Below are 17,264 nucleotides of genomic sequence, written 5' to 3'. Positions count from 1 at the left end.
CTAGCTTTTCACAGCAAAGAAACATCGAACTCAGATCACGATTCCCACTCGGACCGGATCTTTTTGTTCGCTTGGTCAACAGATCCATCAGCGTCATCGCAAGAAAAATACACAATGTTGAGCGCCGCAAAGTTGCCTTTGAAGCATGATATCTGATCCATGTGTATCAGTGCATCCTCAACCGAGCAGAGTTTATCATGCGCCATTGCTCGCGCCACTTTAGCCATTGAAGAAACCAACGGGTGATTGGTCCGCTCTCTCCATTCTTGGATCAACTCTAACCTAGTCTCTTTGGAAACCTCTGCAGAAACTGCAGGACGAGCTATCTCTTCGAGCACCATGAAGGCTGCGTTTGACGAGATTGCGTTTGCACGATCCATCAGCGCAATTGACGCGTCGCGATCATTGTAGGGAAATCTGCAATCGATGAAGCCGGCGAAATCTGCCTCGGTCATATTAGACAACCTCTTATCAAATCCATGACGCATCGCGCCTTCAATCAACCGAGTGTAGAAAAAGAAAAGGGAGCCTTCCAGCCCCCTTTCCACCCTGTTGGCCTTGGCATTTGCTCGGCCAATCTGCGTCGGGGGTTGATCCCCCTGGCGCTCTGTATTCACCCGTTGGTGAATTCCGGGTAGGCCTCCATGCCCAGTTCGGCCATGTCCAATCCGTTGACCTCTTCCTCTTCGCTGACACGCAGGCCCATTGTGGCCTTGATGATCCAGAAGAAGATGAAACTTACGACGAAGACGAAGATACCGATGGCAAGGAAACCCATGATCTGGGTACCAAAGCTGGCATCCGCGTTCGTCCAAGCCACGATGAACGTGCCCCAGAAGCCTGCAACCAGATGAACCGGGATGGCACCGACCACATCGTCGATCTTCAGCTTGTCCAGCAGCGGCACCACGAAGACCACGATTGCGCCACCCACACCGCCGATGATCAGCGACTGGAACAGCGTCGGAGCGAGCGGTTCAGCGGTGATAGACACCAGACCAGCCAGCGCGCCGTTCAGGGTCATCGTCAGGTCGACCTTTTTGAACATCAACTGCGTCATGATCATCGCGACAACAGCACCGGCAGCTGCAGCCATGTTGGTGTTGGCGAAAATACGCGCCACGTCCGAGACATCGCTGATCGTGCCCATGGCCAACTGTGAGCCGCCGTTGAAGCCGAACCAGCCGAGCCACAGGATGAATGTCCCTAGCGTTGCCAGCGGCAGGTTAGAACCCGGCATCGGGATCGTGCGGCCATCTTTGTACTTGCCGATACGCGGTCCCAAGATCAGGACACCAGCCAAAGCAGCGAAACCACCTGCTGCATGCACCAGAGTCGAACCCGCGAAGTCCGAGAAGCCAGCTTCCGACAACCAGCCGCCGCCCCACTGCCAGCTTGCCTCAATTGGATAGATGAAGCCGGTCAGAACGACCACGAAGGCCAGGAAGGGCCACAGCTTGATACGCTCGGCCAGCGTGCCCGACACGATAGACGCAGTGGTGGCGCAGAACATCAGCTGAAAGAAGAAGTCCGAAGCGCCGGATGCATAGCCTACGTCCACCGCCTCGGCAGCAACGCCAACCGGGTCAAGCGAAGTGACGGCGAAGAACGGGCCCAGCCAGCCTTCGACCAGCCAGTCGCCGGGATACATGATGCCGTAACCTGCGAGCCAGTACATGATGGCGGCAATTGAAAAGAGCGCGATGTTCTTGGTCAGCTGCATGGTCACGTTTTTGGAACGCACCAAACCAGCCTCAAGCATGGCGAAACCTGCCGCCATCCAGAACACAAGCATGCCACCCAGCAGGAAAAGCACAGACGTCAGAATGAACCCGGTATGTGGGGCGGCTTCTCCACCCGTCTCTTGCGCCAAGGCAAGCCCCGGCAATGAGGCCAAAATGGCCGTCGAAATTAGAAGTTTGCGTGTCATAGTCCGTCCTTTCACGCTTAAACGGCGTCGATGCCAGTTTCGCCGGTGCGCACGCGCATGGCGTCCGACACGTCGAGGGTGAAGATTTTGCCGTCTCCGATTTTTCCGGTGTGCGCGGATTTGGAAATCGTCTCGACCACCTCGGCGGCCAAATCGTCATTCACGACGATCTCAAGCTTGATTTTCGGCAAAAAGTTCACGGCATACTCTGCGCCGCGATAGATCTCGGTGTGCCCTGACTGGGCACCAAAGCCCTTAACCTCAGATACCATCATGCCGGTGACACCCACGGCGGTCAGCGCCTCGCGTACGTCGTCCAACTTGAACGGTTTGATCGCTGCTATGATCAGTTTCACGGTCTTTCCTTTCCTTCTTCGGCATGGCTCGTTGACCATGCGCCTGCAGAAAGTCAGCCGCTGCAGCGCAGAAATTGCACGCGATTGAGCTCATAAAAGGGTCTGAAAACCCGGCCTGCGTAGAATTTGGTACTGGTGCCTAGAGCAGTGCTGAAAAAGCGGGCAGCGCGAAAAGTCGCGCCCCGACGGGCTTGGGGCTACACTTGTCTGAAACGAATCGCTAAGTCATAGCGACAGGCCCCGAGCAGACCCGGACGAGTATTATGAGCCAATCTGGCCAAAAGCGCCCCAAACTGGTGGCAGACAAGCGTTACCCGACAAAAAAGGCAGCGCCCAAGAAACCTGCGCGCACGACTAAGCGCAAGGCAGCACCGAAACCACGCAAAGGCGGAGGTGGCGGTGGCCCACGCAAACCACGTTCGGTTTTGGCGTGGCCATTTGTCATGATCGGGTGGCTGCTACGGATGCTCTGGCGCCTGATGTGGAAAGGGGCCGTTGTCGTGGCCCTGATCATCGGGGGGGCAGTGTTCTACTTCGCGTCGACAATGCCCGAACTGAACGCAATGCTGGATGGGCGCGCCAAAGGGTCTGTGACCATTCTGGACCGCTATGGTGAAGTTTACGCATGGCGCGGGGACCAGCGCGGACGCACCATTACAACCGAGACCGTCAGCCCCCATCTGAAAAATGCTGTCGTTGCCACCGAAGACAAGCGGTTCTATCGCCACCTCGGCCTAAGCCCGCGCGGGATCGCCAGTGCGGTGAAGATCAACCTGAATGAAGGTCGCGGACCGCTTTCGGGTCATGGTGGGTCAACTCTGACGCAGCAGGTCGCGAAGCTTCTGTGCCTTGGCGTTCCCTATGACCCCGATGTCTGGAAAACCGAAGCCGCATACGAGGCTGATTGTCGTCAGGGTTCGCTGCGACGCAAAATGAAAGAAGCCATCTATGCGATGGCGCTGGAAACCAAGTTCACCAAAGACGAGATTCTGACGATCTATATGAACCGCGCCTATCTTGGGGCCGGTTCGTTCGGGTTCGATGCAGCGGCCCAGCGCTATTTCGCAATTCCAGCGTCCGAGCTTAACCCGGCACAAGCTGCGATGCTGTCGGGCATGTTGACGGCTCCTTCCCGTTACGCACCGACTAACAACCTAAAGCGTTCGCAAGACCGCGCCGCGACCGTGCTGCGCCTGATGAACGAACAAGGGTATCTTAGTGACAAGGAAACCGCGCAGTTCCAACAGAGCCCCGCTGTTCTGTCAAAAGCTGCCAAAGCTCAGGCTGGCGGTTACTTTGCGGATTGGATCATGGGCGACTTGCCGGCTTTCTTGACCCGCAAAACAACCGAAGACGTTATCATCAAGACCACGCTTGATCCGCGCATCCAGAAAGCCGCTGAAAATGCGGTGGAGAAGATCTTTGCTGAAAAGGTTTCCTCTGGATCGAAGGCACAGGCCGCCGTCGTTGTGATGAGCGCCGATGGGGCTGTTCGTGGTTTGGTTGGCGGGCGGGAATCTCGTGTTACCGGAGCGTTCAACCGCGCGACACAGGCCAAACGCCAGACAGGTTCAGCGTTCAAACCCTTTGTCTATGCCGCCGCGCTGGACATGGGGTATCAGTGGGACGACTTTGTCGTTGACGAACCCTATTGCCTGAACATCCCGGGATCAGGCGAATGGTGCCCTAAGAACTATACCAAGAAGTATTACGGCACGGTCAGCTTCACCGAGGCACTTGCCAAATCGTTGAACATTCCCGCCGTTAAAGTGTCCGAAGAAGTTGGGCGCGAGGCTGTTCGATCGGTTGCCTCCATGTTCGGGATCGAAAGCGATCTGGCAGCCGGTCCTGCACTGGCCTTGGGCGCGTCCGATGGCACATTACTGGAAACCACTGGAGCCTATGCAGGCATTCTGAACGGCGGGTCGTCCGTGACACCTTACGGTTTGACCGAGCTGCGCCTTGTCGGTGACCGAGATCCCTTGATGACCCAATCCGGCGGTATCGGAGAACGCGTAATCTCGCGCGAGGCGGCTGCGCAGCTGACCTATATGATGAACCGTGTTGTAGAAGCAGGAACCGGCACCCGCGCCCGGATCGACGGGCTTGAGATTGCCGGCAAGACTGGCACCAGCCAGTCAGCACGCGACGCTTGGTTCATCGCCTTTACTGCGGACTACGTGATGGGCATCTGGATGGGGTATGACGACAACACACCCTTGAAAGGCGTGACCGGTGGCGGGCTGCCTGCTGAAATGTGGCGCGAAGCTATGGTTGAAATCCAATCGCAACTTGTGCCGACCCCATTGCCAATGATCCGTCCACGGTCGACCCCTCAGTTCGATGGGCGATTGATGACGTCTGATGATCAACAAGGATTTGGCGCTCCGCAGCAAGGCGGTGGCAACCAGGGCGGACAATCCGTGGGGGAGGCCGTCGAAGATGCGCTGATCGGCGTGTTACGGTCTATATTCGGCCAGGGTAACTGATCCCATTCATCAGAGTGAAAACAAAAAAAGCCCCGGCAAAACCGCCGGGGCTTTTTGAATTCAAGTTGGTTGCGATCAACCCTTTTGCAAATCGGCAATCAAGCGATTCAGATCACCCTTGCGACGGTCAAGCATCGCACCGATCTCTTTACGCTCGGATTTCACAATCGAGATACCTTCGACCTGCATGTCGATAAATTTGCCGTTCTTCGCGGACACAACAAACACAACATCAAAGGGTGAATGCCCCTTAAGTGTTGTCTTGGTCAGAACTTCGAAGCGGGTTTTCACTGGCTTCGAGCTGACAACATCAATGCGTCCACCTTGGAATTCGCGAAAGCGGCTACCATAGCGACGCGCAATATAGACGCGGAACGCTTTAACAAAGGCGCTTTTCTGCGCCGCGCTTGCGGAACGGCCATCAGGGCCCAATGCCGACAACGCGATAAAGTTCACGTCAGCATATTTCGCGAACACACCTTCGAATTTCTTGATCATCGATGCTTCAGACGCACCCGAATTGATGATCGAATTGATGTCACCGACAACTTTGGTAATCAGTGCTTCGGCCTGAGACGCTGAAACCGCAGCCATGGCGCGTCCCGGCATCATCGCCAAAACACCCAGTCCAGCCAGACCACCAACAAAGGCGCGGCGTGTCATAGAGGTCTCGTTACCCATCATACGCATCATAAATATCCTCAAGCTCATCGTCTTCTACTTCTATGCCCAGCTCATAACGACGGGAGTCCAGATAATAGAGCTTCATCAGGTCATAGCCCTCTTCGCTCTCATAGAACTCATTAATCGTGTCGCTGAACTGATAGCGATCACCGAACTTAGATAGGACCCAGGCAGCTTTTGGAAGGTGTTTCACATCGGTCGGCAAAACCAAGCTTAGTGGGTTCAACGCGAAATCGACCAGGATACCGAAACCATCACGTTCCGTTGACGGGCCGAAGAAAGGTAGAACCACATAGTCACCTTCCGGCGCACCCCAAACATGAAGTGTTTCACCAAAATCGCTTTCACGCTCTTCCAGACCAATATCGGTGGCCACGTCGAAAAGACCAAGAAGACCTAACGTAGAATTGAACGCAAAACGCACAGTATTGTGCACAGCGTCTTCGACATTGCCCTGAAGCAGATTGTTCACAACAACACCCGGCAAGGATGCATTGTCCGAGAAATACGAGACAGAGTTTCGCACCGGTTCAGGCAAAATGGTGCCATATGCATTTGATGCAGGCGATACCAAAGCGCGGTCCAACTTGATGTTGGCACCATGTGTGCGCCGGTTTTGATCCTCATGCGGGTCTACGTAACCATTAGGCGCAGGCGCAGTTGCGCAGGCGCTAAGCCCCATAAGAGCCAATCCGGTCAGTGCCGCTACTAATTTCGAATATCTTTTCGTCACGTGAACAATCGCTGAATCTGGTGTTTTTTTGCTTATCCGCGCCACACATAATAGATGCGGTCGTGTTTCACAGATGTTAAGGCTTCTGCAGCTATTAGATGTGACTATTTGGCGACAGTTGCAAGCAGAAACCCGCCGAAGGTTCGCGACGACAGGGTTGCAGGCAATTGACCCGCAGAGCAAGCAGGTAAGCATGAAACAAAACCAGCTGATACAAGGCTTGGAAGAACTACGCGATCAGCGCCGCAAGTTGCGTGGGTTGTTGTGGAGCGTCGCTCTCTTCTCGGTCTTCGTGAATTTGCTGATGCTGACCGCACCGATTTACATGCTGCAACTGTATGACAGGGTTCTGGGCAGCCGGTCAGAGGCAACCTTGATTGCCCTTACTTTGCTGATGGCGTTCCTGTTCCTTATGATGGGCGTCTTGGACTACGCACGGGCACGCATCCTTGCACGGGCCGGGGCGCAGTTTCAGGCATCACTTGATAAAAGGGTTTTCTCGGCGGTGATGCGTCAACCAAGTGGTGGTGGCGGCACAACAGCCGGGTTGAAGGATCTGGAAGCGCTTCAGAAGCTTCTGTCCAGCCCTGTGATCACTGCTGCCTTTGATATTCCTTGGACACCGGTCTTCTTATTCGCCATCAGCGTCTTCCACCCGTGGCTTGGTGTTCTTGCCGTCGTGGGCGGGGGGCTGTTGATCGCGATCACCGTGTTGAATCAGGTTTTCACCAAAGGGCCACTTACCCAAGCAACAATGGCAACCATTCGCGCCGATCAGATGGCCGAACAAATGCGCACAGAATCCGAAATGGTACGCGCCCTTGGCATGTCCAGCGGCGCCTATCAGCGCTGGCATCAATCGCGTGCGGTGTCGCTTCTCGAAAACCTGCGCGCATCGGATCGATTGGGGCAGTTTTCGGCGATGTCGAAAACGTTCCGCCAGTTTCTGCAATCAGCAATGCTGGGATTAGGGGCTTATCTGGCCTTGAAAGGCGAGATTTCGCCCGGAGCGATGATCGCCGGTTCAATTCTGCTGGGCCGCGCACTTGCACCGGTCGATGCTGCGGTCAATCAGTGGCAGCTCGTCCAACGTGCGCGGTTGGGTTGGCAGGCACTTGCTGAACTTCTGGCGGATACCCGGCCCGAACAAGAGCGCACCAGCCTGCCTCGTCCCGCAGCGAAGCTGCGCGTTGACCAGCTAACCGTCATTCCGCGTGGTGCAAATCGCGCAGTCTTGCGGCAAATCAGTTTTGAAATGAAACCAGGCGAAGCCCTTGGTGTCATCGGGCCGTCTGGGGCTGGTAAGTCGACGCTTGCTCGCGTTCTGACGGGTGTTGTTACTCCGGATGGGGGAACCGTGCGCTTGGACGGGGCTTCCCTTGATAACTACTCTCCCGAAGCATTGGGGCGCTACGTTGGATATCTACCTCAGCGTGTTCAAATGTTCGAGGGGACTATAGCCGAGAACATCGCCGGTCTTGATCTGCAACCAGATTCCGCAGCCGTAGTAGCCGCCGCCCAAATGGCAGGAGCCCACGAATTGATCCTGTCACTTGCCGAAGGATATGACACGCCCATCACACCAGGCGGCAACACTCTGTCTGGCGGCCAGATGCAGCGCGTTGGATTAGCACGCGCTCTTTATGAAGATCCCGTTATTCTTGTGCTGGATGAACCAAACTCGAACCTGGACAATGACGGCACAAAAGCGCTGAACACGGCCATCCGCTCAGTCAAAGCGCGTGGTGGAGCTGTGATGATCATGGCGCATCGCCCCGCTGCCATCAAAGAATGCGAAATACTCTTGATTATTGAAGACGGGGCTGCGCGCAGTTTCGGTCCGCGCGACGAGGTTCTGAAAGCTCATGTTCGGAACGCAGAGCAGATACAATCCTCGCAATCAAACGGGGGGGCTCAGTGATGCAAGATATCCCGAACTTCTCGGCTCGACGACCGCTAATCATAGGTTTCGTCGCGTTGCTGATCTTGGTCGGCGGCTTTGGCACGTGGTCGGTCGCCAGCAAGCTGTCCGGTGCGGTTATTGCGGAAGGTCAGGTTCAGATTGAGCAAAACCGAAAGGTCGTCCAACATCTTGACGGTGGTGTCGTCACAGAAATCCTAATCGACGAAGGGGATACGGTGCAGGCCGGGGATGTGTTGGTCCGGTTGGATGAGGGACAGTTGGCCTCGCAACTTACGATTATTGAAGGGCAGTATTTTGAACTTCTTGCACGTCAAGCGCGGTTTGAAGCCGAACGTGACGGCGCAAAGGCGCTGCAGTTTATTGAAGAGTTGACCAAAGCGGCAAACGACAACCCCGAAATTGAGAGCCTTATGCAGGGCCAAACACGCCTGTTCAATTCGCGTGTAGAGGGGATGGCGACACAGCTTGAACAGCTGGACAAACGCAAGACCCAGATCTCGCGCCAATTGGATGGTCTATCGGCGCAGGTTACAGCATCGAACGAACAGCTGATCCTGATCCGAGAAGAGCTCACCAATCAACAAGCCCTTCTGGACAAAGGGCTCTCGCAGGCATCACGCGTATTGGCACTAAAGCGGGAAGAAGCGGCAATTCTTGGCCGGTTAGGAGAGCTAACCGCGGCGCAGGCCGAAGCTGAACTTCGGATCACCGAGACCGAACTGCAAAGCATCGCTTTGCAAACGGATTTGCGCGAGCACGCCATCACCGAACTGCGAGACGGTCGCGCAACCACGCGCGATTTGGCAGAGCAGCGTAGAAACACTTTGGAACAACTTGAGCGGCTTGAAATCCGTGCGCCTGTATCGGGCGTCATCCACGGGCTGCAGGTTTTCGCCGAACAAGCCGTTATCCAACCTGCCCAACCAGTTCTGTATGTCGTCCCGCAAGACCGCGACTTGGTGATCATGTCACGTGTCGATCCGTTGCACATTGACCAAATCTTTGTGGGTCAGACGGTGTATCTTAAGTTTCCGGCCTTCAACAGCCGCCAGACCCCAGATCTTTTAGGTCGCGTGACACGCATGTCAGCAGATTCATTCGTCGATGACGGGACCGGACAATCATTTTATCAAGCGGAAGTGCAGTTGGAAGAAGGCGAAATTGAACGCCTTCCAAACGGTGCGGTTCTAATCCCTGGCATGCCGGTTTCAGCCTTCATTCGGACCACCGACCGCAGCCCGATGCTTTATCTGGTTGAACCGCTGTGGGACTACTTCACCAAAGCGTTCCGCGAATCCTAACCCCCGCGGCGATAATTGTTGCCGCATGTCGGTTTCCAGCTTTCCCTAAACCCTGACGCAAGATAGCGTCCGGGCAACGCCTGATAGTCAGGTTTGACATCTAGAAAGGACCGTTCGATGAGCGCATTTGAAACCCGCCTTGAAGAACTGGGCATCACATTGCCTGACGCCCCTGCACCCGCCGCGAACTATGTACCCTATGTGCAGGTTGGTGATCTTGTGCATGTTTCGGGTCAAATCTCGACCAAAGAAGGTGCGTTTTTGACTGGAAAACTGGGCGACATCATGACCGCCGAAGAAGGTGCCGACGCCGCGCGAAGCTGCGCAATCGCACTTCTGGCTCAAGTAAAAGCAGCCTGCGGGGGTGATCTGGATCGCCTCCAGCGCGTTGTAAAGCTGGTTGGCTTCGTGAACTCGACTGCAGACTTTGGGGACCAACCGAAAGTGATCAATGGCGCTTCGGACTTCATGGTCGAAGCCTTGGGGGACGCCGGACGCCACGCGCGTTCAGCCGTGTCTGCAGCAAGCCTTCCCTTTGGTGTCGCTGTTGAAATCGAAGGTATCTTTCAGATCAAATGACGCGCAGACCTGTCCCCTTGCCGCAAAGCTTCTTTGACCGGCCCATAGCTCATCGTGCGTTGCACGATCTGGCTGCGGGTCGGCCAGAAAACTCGCGCGCGGCCATTCGGGCAGCGGTCGAGGCAGGATATGGGATAGAAATTGACCTGCAGATGTCCCACGACGGCCAAGCGATGGTTTTCCACGACTATGATCTTGCCCGACTGACGGCTGCCTCGGGTCCCGTCCGTCAGCGAAACGCGATCGAGTTGGGTCAGATCAACCTGACCGGCGGAGAAGAGGGCATTCCCAGCTTTGCAGAGGTTCTGGACATCGTTGCAGGTCGCGTGCCGCTTTTGGTCGAATTGAAAGACCAGCACGGCGCGATGGGCCCGCATGAAGGAGTGATGGAAAAAGCGACTGCCGAAGCACTCTCCGGGTATGAGGGGGACGTGGCGGTCATGTCTTTCAACCCACATTCCGTCAAAGCATTTGGCATGTACAATTCCAGCCTGCCACTTGGCCTGACCACCGAAGCTTACAAACAAGAAGACACGCCCCTTCTACCCGCAGCAACACGCCGTTATTTGCGTGACATCCCTGATTTCGACGATGTCGGGGCCAGTTTCATCAGCCATGATGTACGTGATTTGAACAATCCGGCCGTGACGCGCCTTAAACAGCGCGGCGTGCCGGTTTTGTGCTGGACCGTTCGGTCAGCAGAGGTTGAAGCCCAAGCACGCAAGGTGGCTGACAACGTAACTTTTGAGGGCTATCTGGCTTGACCAGACATCCCTGCTGCCGCTGAATAGACTCGTGAGCGAATCCCAAGTTGATATCCGCACCCACACGTCCATCGACGCCATCCGCGCCGAGGATTGGGATGCATGTGCATGCCCGGAACGCGCAGCTGGTGGGCGGGCGTTTGATCCCTTCACAACCCACGGCTTCCTATCAGCACTCGAAACTTCTGGTTCGGTTGGTGAAGGCACGGGGTGGCATCCACAGCATCTGACCGTCCAGCAAGGCAAACAGATCATCGCTGTGATGCCGCTTTATGTGAAAACCCACAGTCAGGGTGAATACGTGTTCGATCACGGCTGGGCGGAGGCATATGAACGCGCCGGTGGACAGTACTATCCCAAACTGCAAGCTGCCGTTCCATTTACGCCCGTGGCTGGACGCCGATTTCTGACCCGCCCGGAATATGTGCAGATTGGGCAGGCGGCCTTAGTTCAGGGCATGGTGCAGATCGCTGCCGACAATCAGATGAGCTCGGCGCACGTTACTTTTTGCACCAAGGATGAAGCCGCAGCGGGTAATGCGATGGGGCTGCTGACACGCGAAGGGCTGCAGTATCACTGGCAGAACAATGACTACGCGAATTTTGATGCTTTCCTGACAGCGCTTAGTTCACGAAAGCGCAAACAAATCCGCAAAGAGCGTCGGCTGGCACAAGCATTCGGCGGAACCATTCACAGTCTGAGCGGAGCTGAAATTCAACCCGCGCACTGGGATGCCTTTTGGCACTTTTATCAAGACACTGGTGCACGAAAATGGGGGCGACCTTATCTGACGCGCGCATTCTTTGATCAGGTTCACGAAGTAATGGCTGACGATTTGTTGCTGGTTTTGGCCGAGAGGAATGGCCAACCTATCGCCGGGGCGTTGAACGTGATTGGACGCGACGCACTGTTTGGCCGCTATTGGGGCTGTGTCGAAGACCACCCGTATCTACATTTCGAGCTATGTTATTATCAGGCCATCGACCATGCCATTCGCCATGGATTGAAACGGGTCGAGGCTGGCGCGCAAGGTGAACACAAACTGGCCCGCGGCTACCTGCCGGTCATCACGCATTCGCTTCACTGGATCAACGACCCCGGCTTTCGCGAAGCCGTTGACCAGTATTTACAGTCCGAACGTAAGGCTGTGGCGCAAGACATCGACGTTCTGACCTCGTACGGGCCGTTCAAAACAGTCGATGTGGCTGAGCACGACTGAACCGTCTTAGCCCTGGATCGCTTCCAGCATTGCTTCCCCGGCCGAGGTTTCGCACATGCCCGGGTTTTCCTCGACATGCAGGATCTTAACCTCGCCATCGACCACATAGGCGCCATAGCGCTGCGACCGTTCGATCAAACCAGCTGGCGGGGCTGTGAAATCCATTCCAACGGCCTTGGTAAATTCGGCCTGCGAATCCCCCAAGAATTTTAGCCCAGCTTCCGCCGCACCTGTGCTGTCGGCCCAAGCGCCCATCACGAAGGGATCGTTGACCGCGATGCAGATCACATCGTCCACTCCTGCTGCGTCCAATGCGGACTTGGTGCGGATGTAGCTGGGAACGTGGGCCGTCGTGCAAGTGCCGGTATAAGCACCTGGCAGTGCAAAGATCACGACTTTACGTCCGTCCAGCAGCGACGACAGGCTGACAGATTCCGGGCCTTCTGCACCCATCCGCAGCAGGTTTGCATCGGGGAGTTTGTCTCCAACTTTCAGGGTCATTCGCGCGTTCCTTGTAATTGCTTCTATCAGTTGAATCTCGCGCGCTTCCGCGCCACTGTCCAGCCAACTTTCTTGTGATGTCATGAGATGCCGATCGTTGCCAAAGCAACCATTTTCGTCCTAACGTGACGCGCAACCAAATGCGGAGCAAAATATGTCTCATATCGTCGTAATCGGGGCCGGACAGGCTGGGGCCTCGTTGGTCGCAAAACTGCGCAATTCTGGCTTTGACGGGGACGTCACACTGATCGGGGCGGAAAGTGCGCCGCCCTATCAGCGCCCACCTCTTTCCAAAGCATACCTGCTGGGGGATATGGAGCTTGAGCGGCTGTATCTTCGGCCAAAGGAATTCTATGCGGATCAAAACATTACACTGCGCCTAAGCACGCGCGTTGATGCCATTGATGCCCAGTCGAAAGAAATTGTGATTGGCGATGAACGCATCGCCTATGACCAGCTAGCGATCACGACCGGCTCGACCCCTCGTTATCTACCTGCTGCAATTGGGGGCACGCTGGATGGCGTCCATGTTGTACGCACCTTGGCGGATGTGGACGGGATGGAACCCGAGTTTGCCGATGGGCGTAGCGTCCTGATCATTGGGGGTGGCTATATTGGGCTGGAAGCCGCCGCCGTTGCAGCCAAGAAGGGCCTTCGGGTAACATTGGTCGAGATGGCCGACCGCATTCTACAGCGTGTCGCCGCGCCCGAGACATCGAACTATTTCCGCGCTCTACACACGTCACATGGCGTGGACATTCGCGAAGGCGTTGGGCTGGACCGTCTCACCGGCGAAGGCCGTGTTACAGGCGCGATTTTGTCGGACGGCACCAAGTTGGACATTGATTTTGCCATTGTTGGCGTCGGCATTGCTCCCGACAGCGCGCTGGCAGAAAGCGCCGGACTTGATCTGGACAATGGCATCAAAACTGACGCCAAAGGCCGCACGTCGGACCCGTCCATCTGGGCTGCCGGAGATTGCGCATCTTTCCCCTATCGTGGCGACCGCATCCGGTTGGAAAGCGTTCCAAACGCCATTGATCAAGCCGAAATCGTCGCCCGAAATATACTGAGCGAGGATGTGGACTATGTCGCGAAGCCTTGGTTTTGGTCAGACCAGTATGACGTGAAGCTGCAAATTGCAGGGCTGAATACGGGCTACGACAACATCGTCACCCGTCCTGGCGAGAAGGATGGCAGCGTCAGCTTCTGGTACTATCAGGGCGACACGCTTTTGGCGGTCGACGCGATGAACGAGCCGCGCGCCTATATGGTCGGTAAGCGGCTTGTTGAAGGGGGCAAATCGCCGGACAAAGTTGCCGTGGCCGATCCCGGAACCGAACTGAAATCTCTGCTGGCATGAGGATTATCGCGGGGCGCTTTCGCGGATTGGCGCTGGCAAGTGTTGGCAAAGGGGATGCAGGCGCACATCTACGACCAACCACAGACCGCGTGCGCGAAAGCTTGTTTTCCATGCTAACCGGCGGGCGTTTCGGAGACCCGATTGAAGACACCCGCGTGCTTGACCTGTTTGCGGGCACTGGCGCATTGGGGCTTGAGGCCCTGTCGCGCGGCGCTTCCCATGTCACTTTGGTGGATGATGGTCGGAAGGCCTTGTCTCTGATCAAAGAAAACGTGACCAAATGCCGGTGTGCAGACGAAGTGACGGTCGTGAAACGTGATGCGACACGACTGCCCGAAGGCACGCCTCATGACCTGATATTTCTGGACCCTCCCTACGGTAAAGGGCTGGGTGAAAAAGCATTGGCCGCCGCCATCAAAGGCGGCTGGATCGCCGATGGCGCGCTTATTGTTTGGGAAGACAACGTGCCAGTGATCCCGCCCGAAGGCGTCACCCAACTGGACAACCGACGCTATGGCGACACGGTGATCACGATCTGTGAGGCATCACTGTGACCCCTGCAATGGTCATTTTCGATTGTGATGGCGTGCTGGTCGACAGCGAACCCGTCGCGAATGACCAACTGTTCAAGTTTTTAGAAAATCGTGGGTGGCCTGTAGCAACCGACTGCGACATGCATCGGTTCGTTGGCAGGCCGCTTTCCGATATTATCGCCGAAGCCCGCGCGGCCGGAGCGACGATTGAAGAAGGTTGGCGCGATAGCTTTTATCGCGAGATGGACGCGGCCCTTGCATCAGGCGTGCCGCTTATCGAGGGCGTCGTAGAGTTACTGGACCAAATTGATCAGGCAGGTCTTAAAACCGCCGTTGTGTCAAACGGGCGATTTGCGAAGATAAAGCTGACACTTGGGCCGCATGGGCTGTGGGAACGGTTGGAAGGAAAGCTCTATTCTCCGCAGAAACATGGCCGCATGAAACCAGCGCCTGACATGTTCTTCATTGCGGCGAAGGATGCTGGTGTCGCGCCCGCAGATTGCGTGGTGATTGATGACAGCCCCACCGGAGTAACAGCGGCTTTGGCTGCTGGGATGCAATGCATTGGTTATGCGCAGCACACGCCGCGTGACATGCTTGAAACGCTTGGGGTCATAACCGCAACTTCGATGGAAGAAGTGACCCGCCTTCTTGGCCTAGATCGCGATTAAACGAAAAAAGCCGCCCAGTTACGGGCGGCTTTCGCAAATTTGCAGAACTTACTTCGCGCGAGTTACGGACACGGCAGCGCGGGCGTCTTCAACCATTCCGGTGCCGTCCAAACCCTTGTCGTTCATATCCGCGATCCACTCGGCGATGACTTCATCACCCAGATCGCGAATCTTAGCGGTCTCATCTTCCGAAAGCTCTGCCAGCGCGTTGCCACTGGCCGCCATCTTTTCACGGCCAACTACATCGCCTGTGTCATGGGCACGACCAGCCCAAGCCGATGCATAGAAGCCCGAGTTCGCATCGATCACCGCCTTCAGATCATCGGGCAGGCCGTCGTAGACGTCCTTGTTCATCGCCCAGATGAAATAGAGGTTATAAAGCGACTTTTCACCCGCAATGTCGGTGTGGCTGTCGGTCAACTCGTCCAGTTTTAGCGACGGTGACATCTCCCACGTGATCACGCCGCCATCCACGACACCCTTTGACAGGGCTTCGGGAAAGGCGGGAACGGGCATGCCGATGGGTGTCGCCCCCAGCTTGTCCAACAGGCGCGTGGCCGTGCGCGACGGGCCGCGCAGTTTCAACCCCGTGAAGTCGGCGACCGAGGCAACGGGATCGCCTTTCTTGTGAACAATCCCGCGGCCATGCATGTGTGCTGCGATAACCTTTACGTCAGCAAAGTCGTCCATCAGATATTTCTGCGTATAGACCCACGCGGCCTTAGACGCCTCTTCGCCAGATTTCGTCACCATGAAAGGCAACTCCATGGCTTCGGCCTCGGGGAAGCGACCGGGTTGATAGCCGGGGATCACCCAGCCACCGTCAATCGCGCCATCACGGATCAGGTCATACTGACTGGTGGCTTTGCCGCCCAGCTGCATTGCCGGGTAAAGCTCTACCTTAATGCGGCCACCTGAATCTTTCTCGATCTTTTCTGCCCATGGGGCCATGAAATAGGTCGGGTTGGCCGACAGGGGCGACACAAAATGCTGGAAACGCAGGGTGACCTCCTGCGCGGCAGCTGTGCTGGCAGCCACAGCCAGTGCGGCGGCAGCAGTCAGGGTCGAGAAGGTGGATTTCAGGGTGAAAGTGCGGAAGCTGGTCATTGGCCCCTCCGTATTTCTTTTAAACAGCCGCGCGCGCGAAGTCGCGGAAGCCCAAGCACCTTTTGTGTCTGAGCAGTTAGAACTTAGGAACTGAATGCTGCGGGTGCAAACGCAAAATGGCAAGATTCCTGACCTAAAGAACATCAGGCCGAATGCGCGGCGGATTCAAAAGGAAATTTTGGTGACTAGGGGGAAACTTGAAAAAGTTTCCCCTAAGTAAACTTGCGGATTATCCCCAAGTCGGATGGAATTTTCCTGCTGGGGACAACGTGAAGATTTCACAGCCATCAGCGGTCACTCCGACCGAGTGTTCGAACTGGGCGGAAAGAGATTTGTCGCGCGTAATCGCCGTCCAATCATCCGACAGGATTTTCGTTTCCGGACGGCCCAGATTGATCATCGGTTCGATGGTGAAGAACATGCCTTCTTCCAACACAGCACCCGTGCCGGGTCGGCCATAGTGCAGCACATTCGGCGGTGAGTGGAAAACACGACCCAAACCATGCCCACAGAAATCGCGCACGACAGACATACGCTGCGCTTCAGCGTACTTCTGGATGGCGTGGCCAATGTCACCAAACGTATTGCCGGGCTTCACAGCTGCGATGCCTTCCATCAATGCGTCATGGGTCACTTGAATAAGGCGATCGGCAAAGGATTTGATTTTGCCAACCTTGTACATGCGACTGGTGTCGCCGTACCAACCGTCCACAACGACCGTCACGTCGATATTCAGGATATCACCTTCGACAAGTTCGTCATGTTTACGGCCGGTTTTGTCATTCTTCATCTTCGGCGTTTTTGAGCCGGGAATGCCGTGACAGACAACGTGGTTAAGCGAAATACACGACGCATGCTTGTAGCCCTTATATCCGATCGTGGCCGAAACAGCGCTTGCTTCATCCACCATCGCCTCGATCGCGGCATCCAGTTCTTCTGTGGTGACACCGGGCGCGATCATAGGGGCTACGCGGTCCAAAATTTCGGCGGCAAGCTTGCCGGCCGCGTGCATTCCAGCGAAATCCGCTGAATCGTACAGGCGAATGCCTTCTTTGGTTACGCGCATCTTGTCGTCCATCTTGGTTTCCTTCTTCTGTCCCTTAGATAGGG

At 55.9% G+C, this 17,264-nt stretch carries 17 protein-coding genes; 9 read left to right on the top strand and 8 right to left on the bottom strand.

The features are described 5' to 3' along the window. Positions 1-35 precede the first annotated feature (35 nt). The 3 genes from AC0L6A_RS03010 to AC0L6A_RS03000 are packed head-to-tail and all read right to left on the bottom strand — an operon-like array spanning position 36 to position 2,286. On the bottom strand, positions 36-617 hold the full coding sequence (locus tag AC0L6A_RS03010) for a hypothetical protein (RefSeq protein ID WP_473292111.1): 582 nt from the start codon (positions 615-617) through the stop codon (positions 36-38). Next, positions 614-1,930, bottom strand: a complete 1,317-nt coding sequence (gene amt / locus AC0L6A_RS03005; protein ID WP_473292109.1) for an ammonium transporter — start codon at positions 1,928-1,930, stop codon at positions 614-616. The genes AC0L6A_RS03010 and amt overlap by 4 nt, the downstream gene beginning before the upstream one ends. A gap of 17 nt (positions 1,931-1,947) precedes the next feature. Beyond that, positions 1,948-2,286 carry a P-II family nitrogen regulator gene (locus AC0L6A_RS03000; RefSeq protein ID WP_473292108.1) on the bottom strand — a complete coding sequence of 113 codons (339 nt, stop codon included), beginning with the start codon at positions 2,284-2,286 and terminating at the stop codon, positions 1,948-1,950. A gap of 263 nt (positions 2,287-2,549) precedes the next feature. On the opposite strand from AC0L6A_RS03000, the gene AC0L6A_RS02995 reads away from it, so the two are divergent. Then, positions 2,550-4,775, top strand: a complete 2,226-nt coding sequence (locus AC0L6A_RS02995) for a transglycosylase domain-containing protein (RefSeq protein WP_473292107.1) — start codon at positions 2,550-2,552, stop codon at positions 4,773-4,775. Positions 4,776-4,850: 75 nt separating this feature from the next. Here AC0L6A_RS02995 and AC0L6A_RS02990 read toward each other — a convergent pair whose 3' ends face one another. Next, the gene (locus AC0L6A_RS02990) at positions 4,851-5,438 is read right to left on the bottom strand and encodes an MlaC/ttg2D family ABC transporter substrate-binding protein (protein ID WP_473292105.1); all 588 of its coding nucleotides are present in this window, start codon (positions 5,436-5,438) and stop codon (positions 4,851-4,853) included. A gap of 10 nt (positions 5,439-5,448) precedes the next feature. After that, positions 5,449-6,192 (bottom strand): MlaA family lipoprotein, encoded by a 744-nt coding sequence (locus tag AC0L6A_RS02985; RefSeq protein WP_473292104.1) that lies wholly within the window; start codon positions 6,190-6,192, stop codon positions 5,449-5,451. 193 nt (positions 6,193-6,385) lie between these two features. Between AC0L6A_RS02985 and AC0L6A_RS02980 the strand changes: the two genes are divergently transcribed. The 5 genes from AC0L6A_RS02980 to AC0L6A_RS02960 all read left to right on the top strand — a co-directional run bounded on the left by AC0L6A_RS02980 (position 6,386) and on the right by AC0L6A_RS02960 (position 11,979). Beyond that, positions 6,386-8,113 carry a type I secretion system permease/ATPase gene (locus AC0L6A_RS02980; protein ID WP_473292102.1) on the top strand — a complete coding sequence of 576 codons (1,728 nt, stop codon included), beginning with the start codon at positions 6,386-6,388 and terminating at the stop codon, positions 8,111-8,113. Next, positions 8,113-9,417 (top strand): HlyD family type I secretion periplasmic adaptor subunit, encoded by a 1,305-nt coding sequence (locus AC0L6A_RS02975; protein ID WP_473292101.1) that lies wholly within the window; start codon positions 8,113-8,115, stop codon positions 9,415-9,417. The genes AC0L6A_RS02980 and AC0L6A_RS02975 overlap by 1 nt, the downstream gene beginning before the upstream one ends. Before the next feature lie 117 nt (positions 9,418-9,534). After that, a complete protein-coding gene (locus tag AC0L6A_RS02970; protein WP_473292100.1) occupies positions 9,535-9,996 on the top strand; it encodes a RidA family protein in 462 nt (153 codons plus the stop codon). Then, entirely contained in the window at positions 9,993-10,760 is a 768-nt protein-coding gene (locus tag AC0L6A_RS02965) for a glycerophosphodiester phosphodiesterase family protein (RefSeq protein ID WP_473292098.1), read from the top strand. The genes AC0L6A_RS02970 and AC0L6A_RS02965 overlap by 4 nt, the downstream gene beginning before the upstream one ends. A 31-nt stretch (positions 10,761-10,791) precedes the next feature. Then, a complete protein-coding gene (locus AC0L6A_RS02960; protein WP_473292097.1) occupies positions 10,792-11,979 on the top strand; it encodes a GNAT family N-acetyltransferase in 1,188 nt (395 codons plus the stop codon). Between the two features lie 6 nt (positions 11,980-11,985). Here the strand turns inward: AC0L6A_RS02960 and AC0L6A_RS02955 are convergent, their stop codons facing one another. Beyond that, complete coding sequence (locus AC0L6A_RS02955) at positions 11,986-12,480, bottom strand: redoxin family protein (RefSeq protein ID WP_473292095.1); 495 nt, start codon at positions 12,478-12,480, stop codon at positions 11,986-11,988. 154 nt (positions 12,481-12,634) lie between these two features. Here AC0L6A_RS02955 and AC0L6A_RS02950 point away from each other — a divergent pair, with 154 nt between their 5' ends. The 3 genes from AC0L6A_RS02950 to AC0L6A_RS02940 are packed head-to-tail and all read left to right on the top strand — an operon-like array spanning position 12,635 to position 15,047. Beyond that, entirely contained in the window at positions 12,635-13,843 is a 1,209-nt protein-coding gene (locus AC0L6A_RS02950; protein ID WP_473292094.1) for an NAD(P)/FAD-dependent oxidoreductase, read from the top strand. Then, positions 13,840-14,397 (top strand): 16S rRNA (guanine(966)-N(2))-methyltransferase RsmD, encoded by a 558-nt coding sequence (rsmD, locus tag AC0L6A_RS02945; protein WP_473292092.1) that lies wholly within the window; start codon positions 13,840-13,842, stop codon positions 14,395-14,397. The genes AC0L6A_RS02950 and rsmD overlap by 4 nt, the downstream gene beginning before the upstream one ends. Further along, on the top strand, positions 14,394-15,047 hold the full coding sequence (locus AC0L6A_RS02940) for an HAD family hydrolase (RefSeq protein ID WP_473292091.1): 654 nt from the start codon (positions 14,394-14,396) through the stop codon (positions 15,045-15,047). Before rsmD ends, AC0L6A_RS02940 begins: the two co-directional genes overlap by 4 nt. A gap of 48 nt (positions 15,048-15,095) precedes the next feature. Here the strand turns inward: AC0L6A_RS02940 and AC0L6A_RS02935 are convergent, their stop codons facing one another. After that, complete coding sequence (locus tag AC0L6A_RS02935) at positions 15,096-16,154, bottom strand: TRAP transporter substrate-binding protein (protein ID WP_473292089.1); 1,059 nt, start codon at positions 16,152-16,154, stop codon at positions 15,096-15,098. A 229-nt stretch (positions 16,155-16,383) separates the two neighbouring features. Further along, positions 16,384-17,232: a type I methionyl aminopeptidase gene (gene map, locus AC0L6A_RS02930; protein WP_473292088.1), complete on the bottom strand. Its 849-nt coding sequence runs from the start codon at positions 17,230-17,232 to the stop codon at positions 16,384-16,386. Positions 17,233-17,264 lie beyond the last annotated feature (32 nt).

This window comes from Aliiroseovarius sp. D2-2, assembly GCF_055809455.1.
Note: the sequence above shows the minus strand (reverse complement) of the source record. Positions and strands in the feature narration are given on the sequence as shown.

Excerpts from the sequence above, each read along its gene's own strand:
- amt (WP_473292109.1), bottom strand. The coding sequence starts at position 1,930 with ATGACACGCAAACTTCTAATTTCGACGGCCATTTTGGCCTCATTGCCG.
- AC0L6A_RS02995 (WP_473292107.1), top strand. The coding sequence starts at position 2,550 with ATGAGCCAATCTGGCCAAAAGCGCCCCAAACTGGTGGCAGACAAGCGT.
- AC0L6A_RS02990 (WP_473292105.1), bottom strand. The coding sequence starts at position 5,438 with ATGACACGCCGCGCCTTTGTTGGTGGTCTGGCTGGACTGGGTGTTTTG.
- AC0L6A_RS02980 (WP_473292102.1), top strand. The coding sequence starts at position 6,386 with ATGAAACAAAACCAGCTGATACAAGGCTTGGAAGAACTACGCGATCAG.
- AC0L6A_RS02975 (WP_473292101.1), top strand. The coding sequence starts at position 8,113 with ATGCAAGATATCCCGAACTTCTCGGCTCGACGACCGCTAATCATAGGT.
- AC0L6A_RS02970 (WP_473292100.1), top strand. The coding sequence starts at position 9,535 with ATGAGCGCATTTGAAACCCGCCTTGAAGAACTGGGCATCACATTGCCT.
- AC0L6A_RS02965 (WP_473292098.1), top strand. The coding sequence starts at position 9,993 with ATGACGCGCAGACCTGTCCCCTTGCCGCAAAGCTTCTTTGACCGGCCC.
- AC0L6A_RS02955 (WP_473292095.1), bottom strand. The coding sequence starts at position 12,480 with ATGACCCTGAAAGTTGGAGACAAACTCCCCGATGCAAACCTGCTGCGG.
- AC0L6A_RS02950 (WP_473292094.1), top strand. The coding sequence starts at position 12,635 with ATGTCTCATATCGTCGTAATCGGGGCCGGACAGGCTGGGGCCTCGTTG.
- rsmD (WP_473292092.1), top strand. The coding sequence starts at position 13,840 with ATGAGGATTATCGCGGGGCGCTTTCGCGGATTGGCGCTGGCAAGTGTT.
- AC0L6A_RS02935 (WP_473292089.1), bottom strand. The coding sequence starts at position 16,154 with ATGACCAGCTTCCGCACTTTCACCCTGAAATCCACCTTCTCGACCCTG.
- map (WP_473292088.1), bottom strand. The coding sequence starts at position 17,232 with ATGGACGACAAGATGCGCGTAACCAAAGAAGGCATTCGCCTGTACGAT.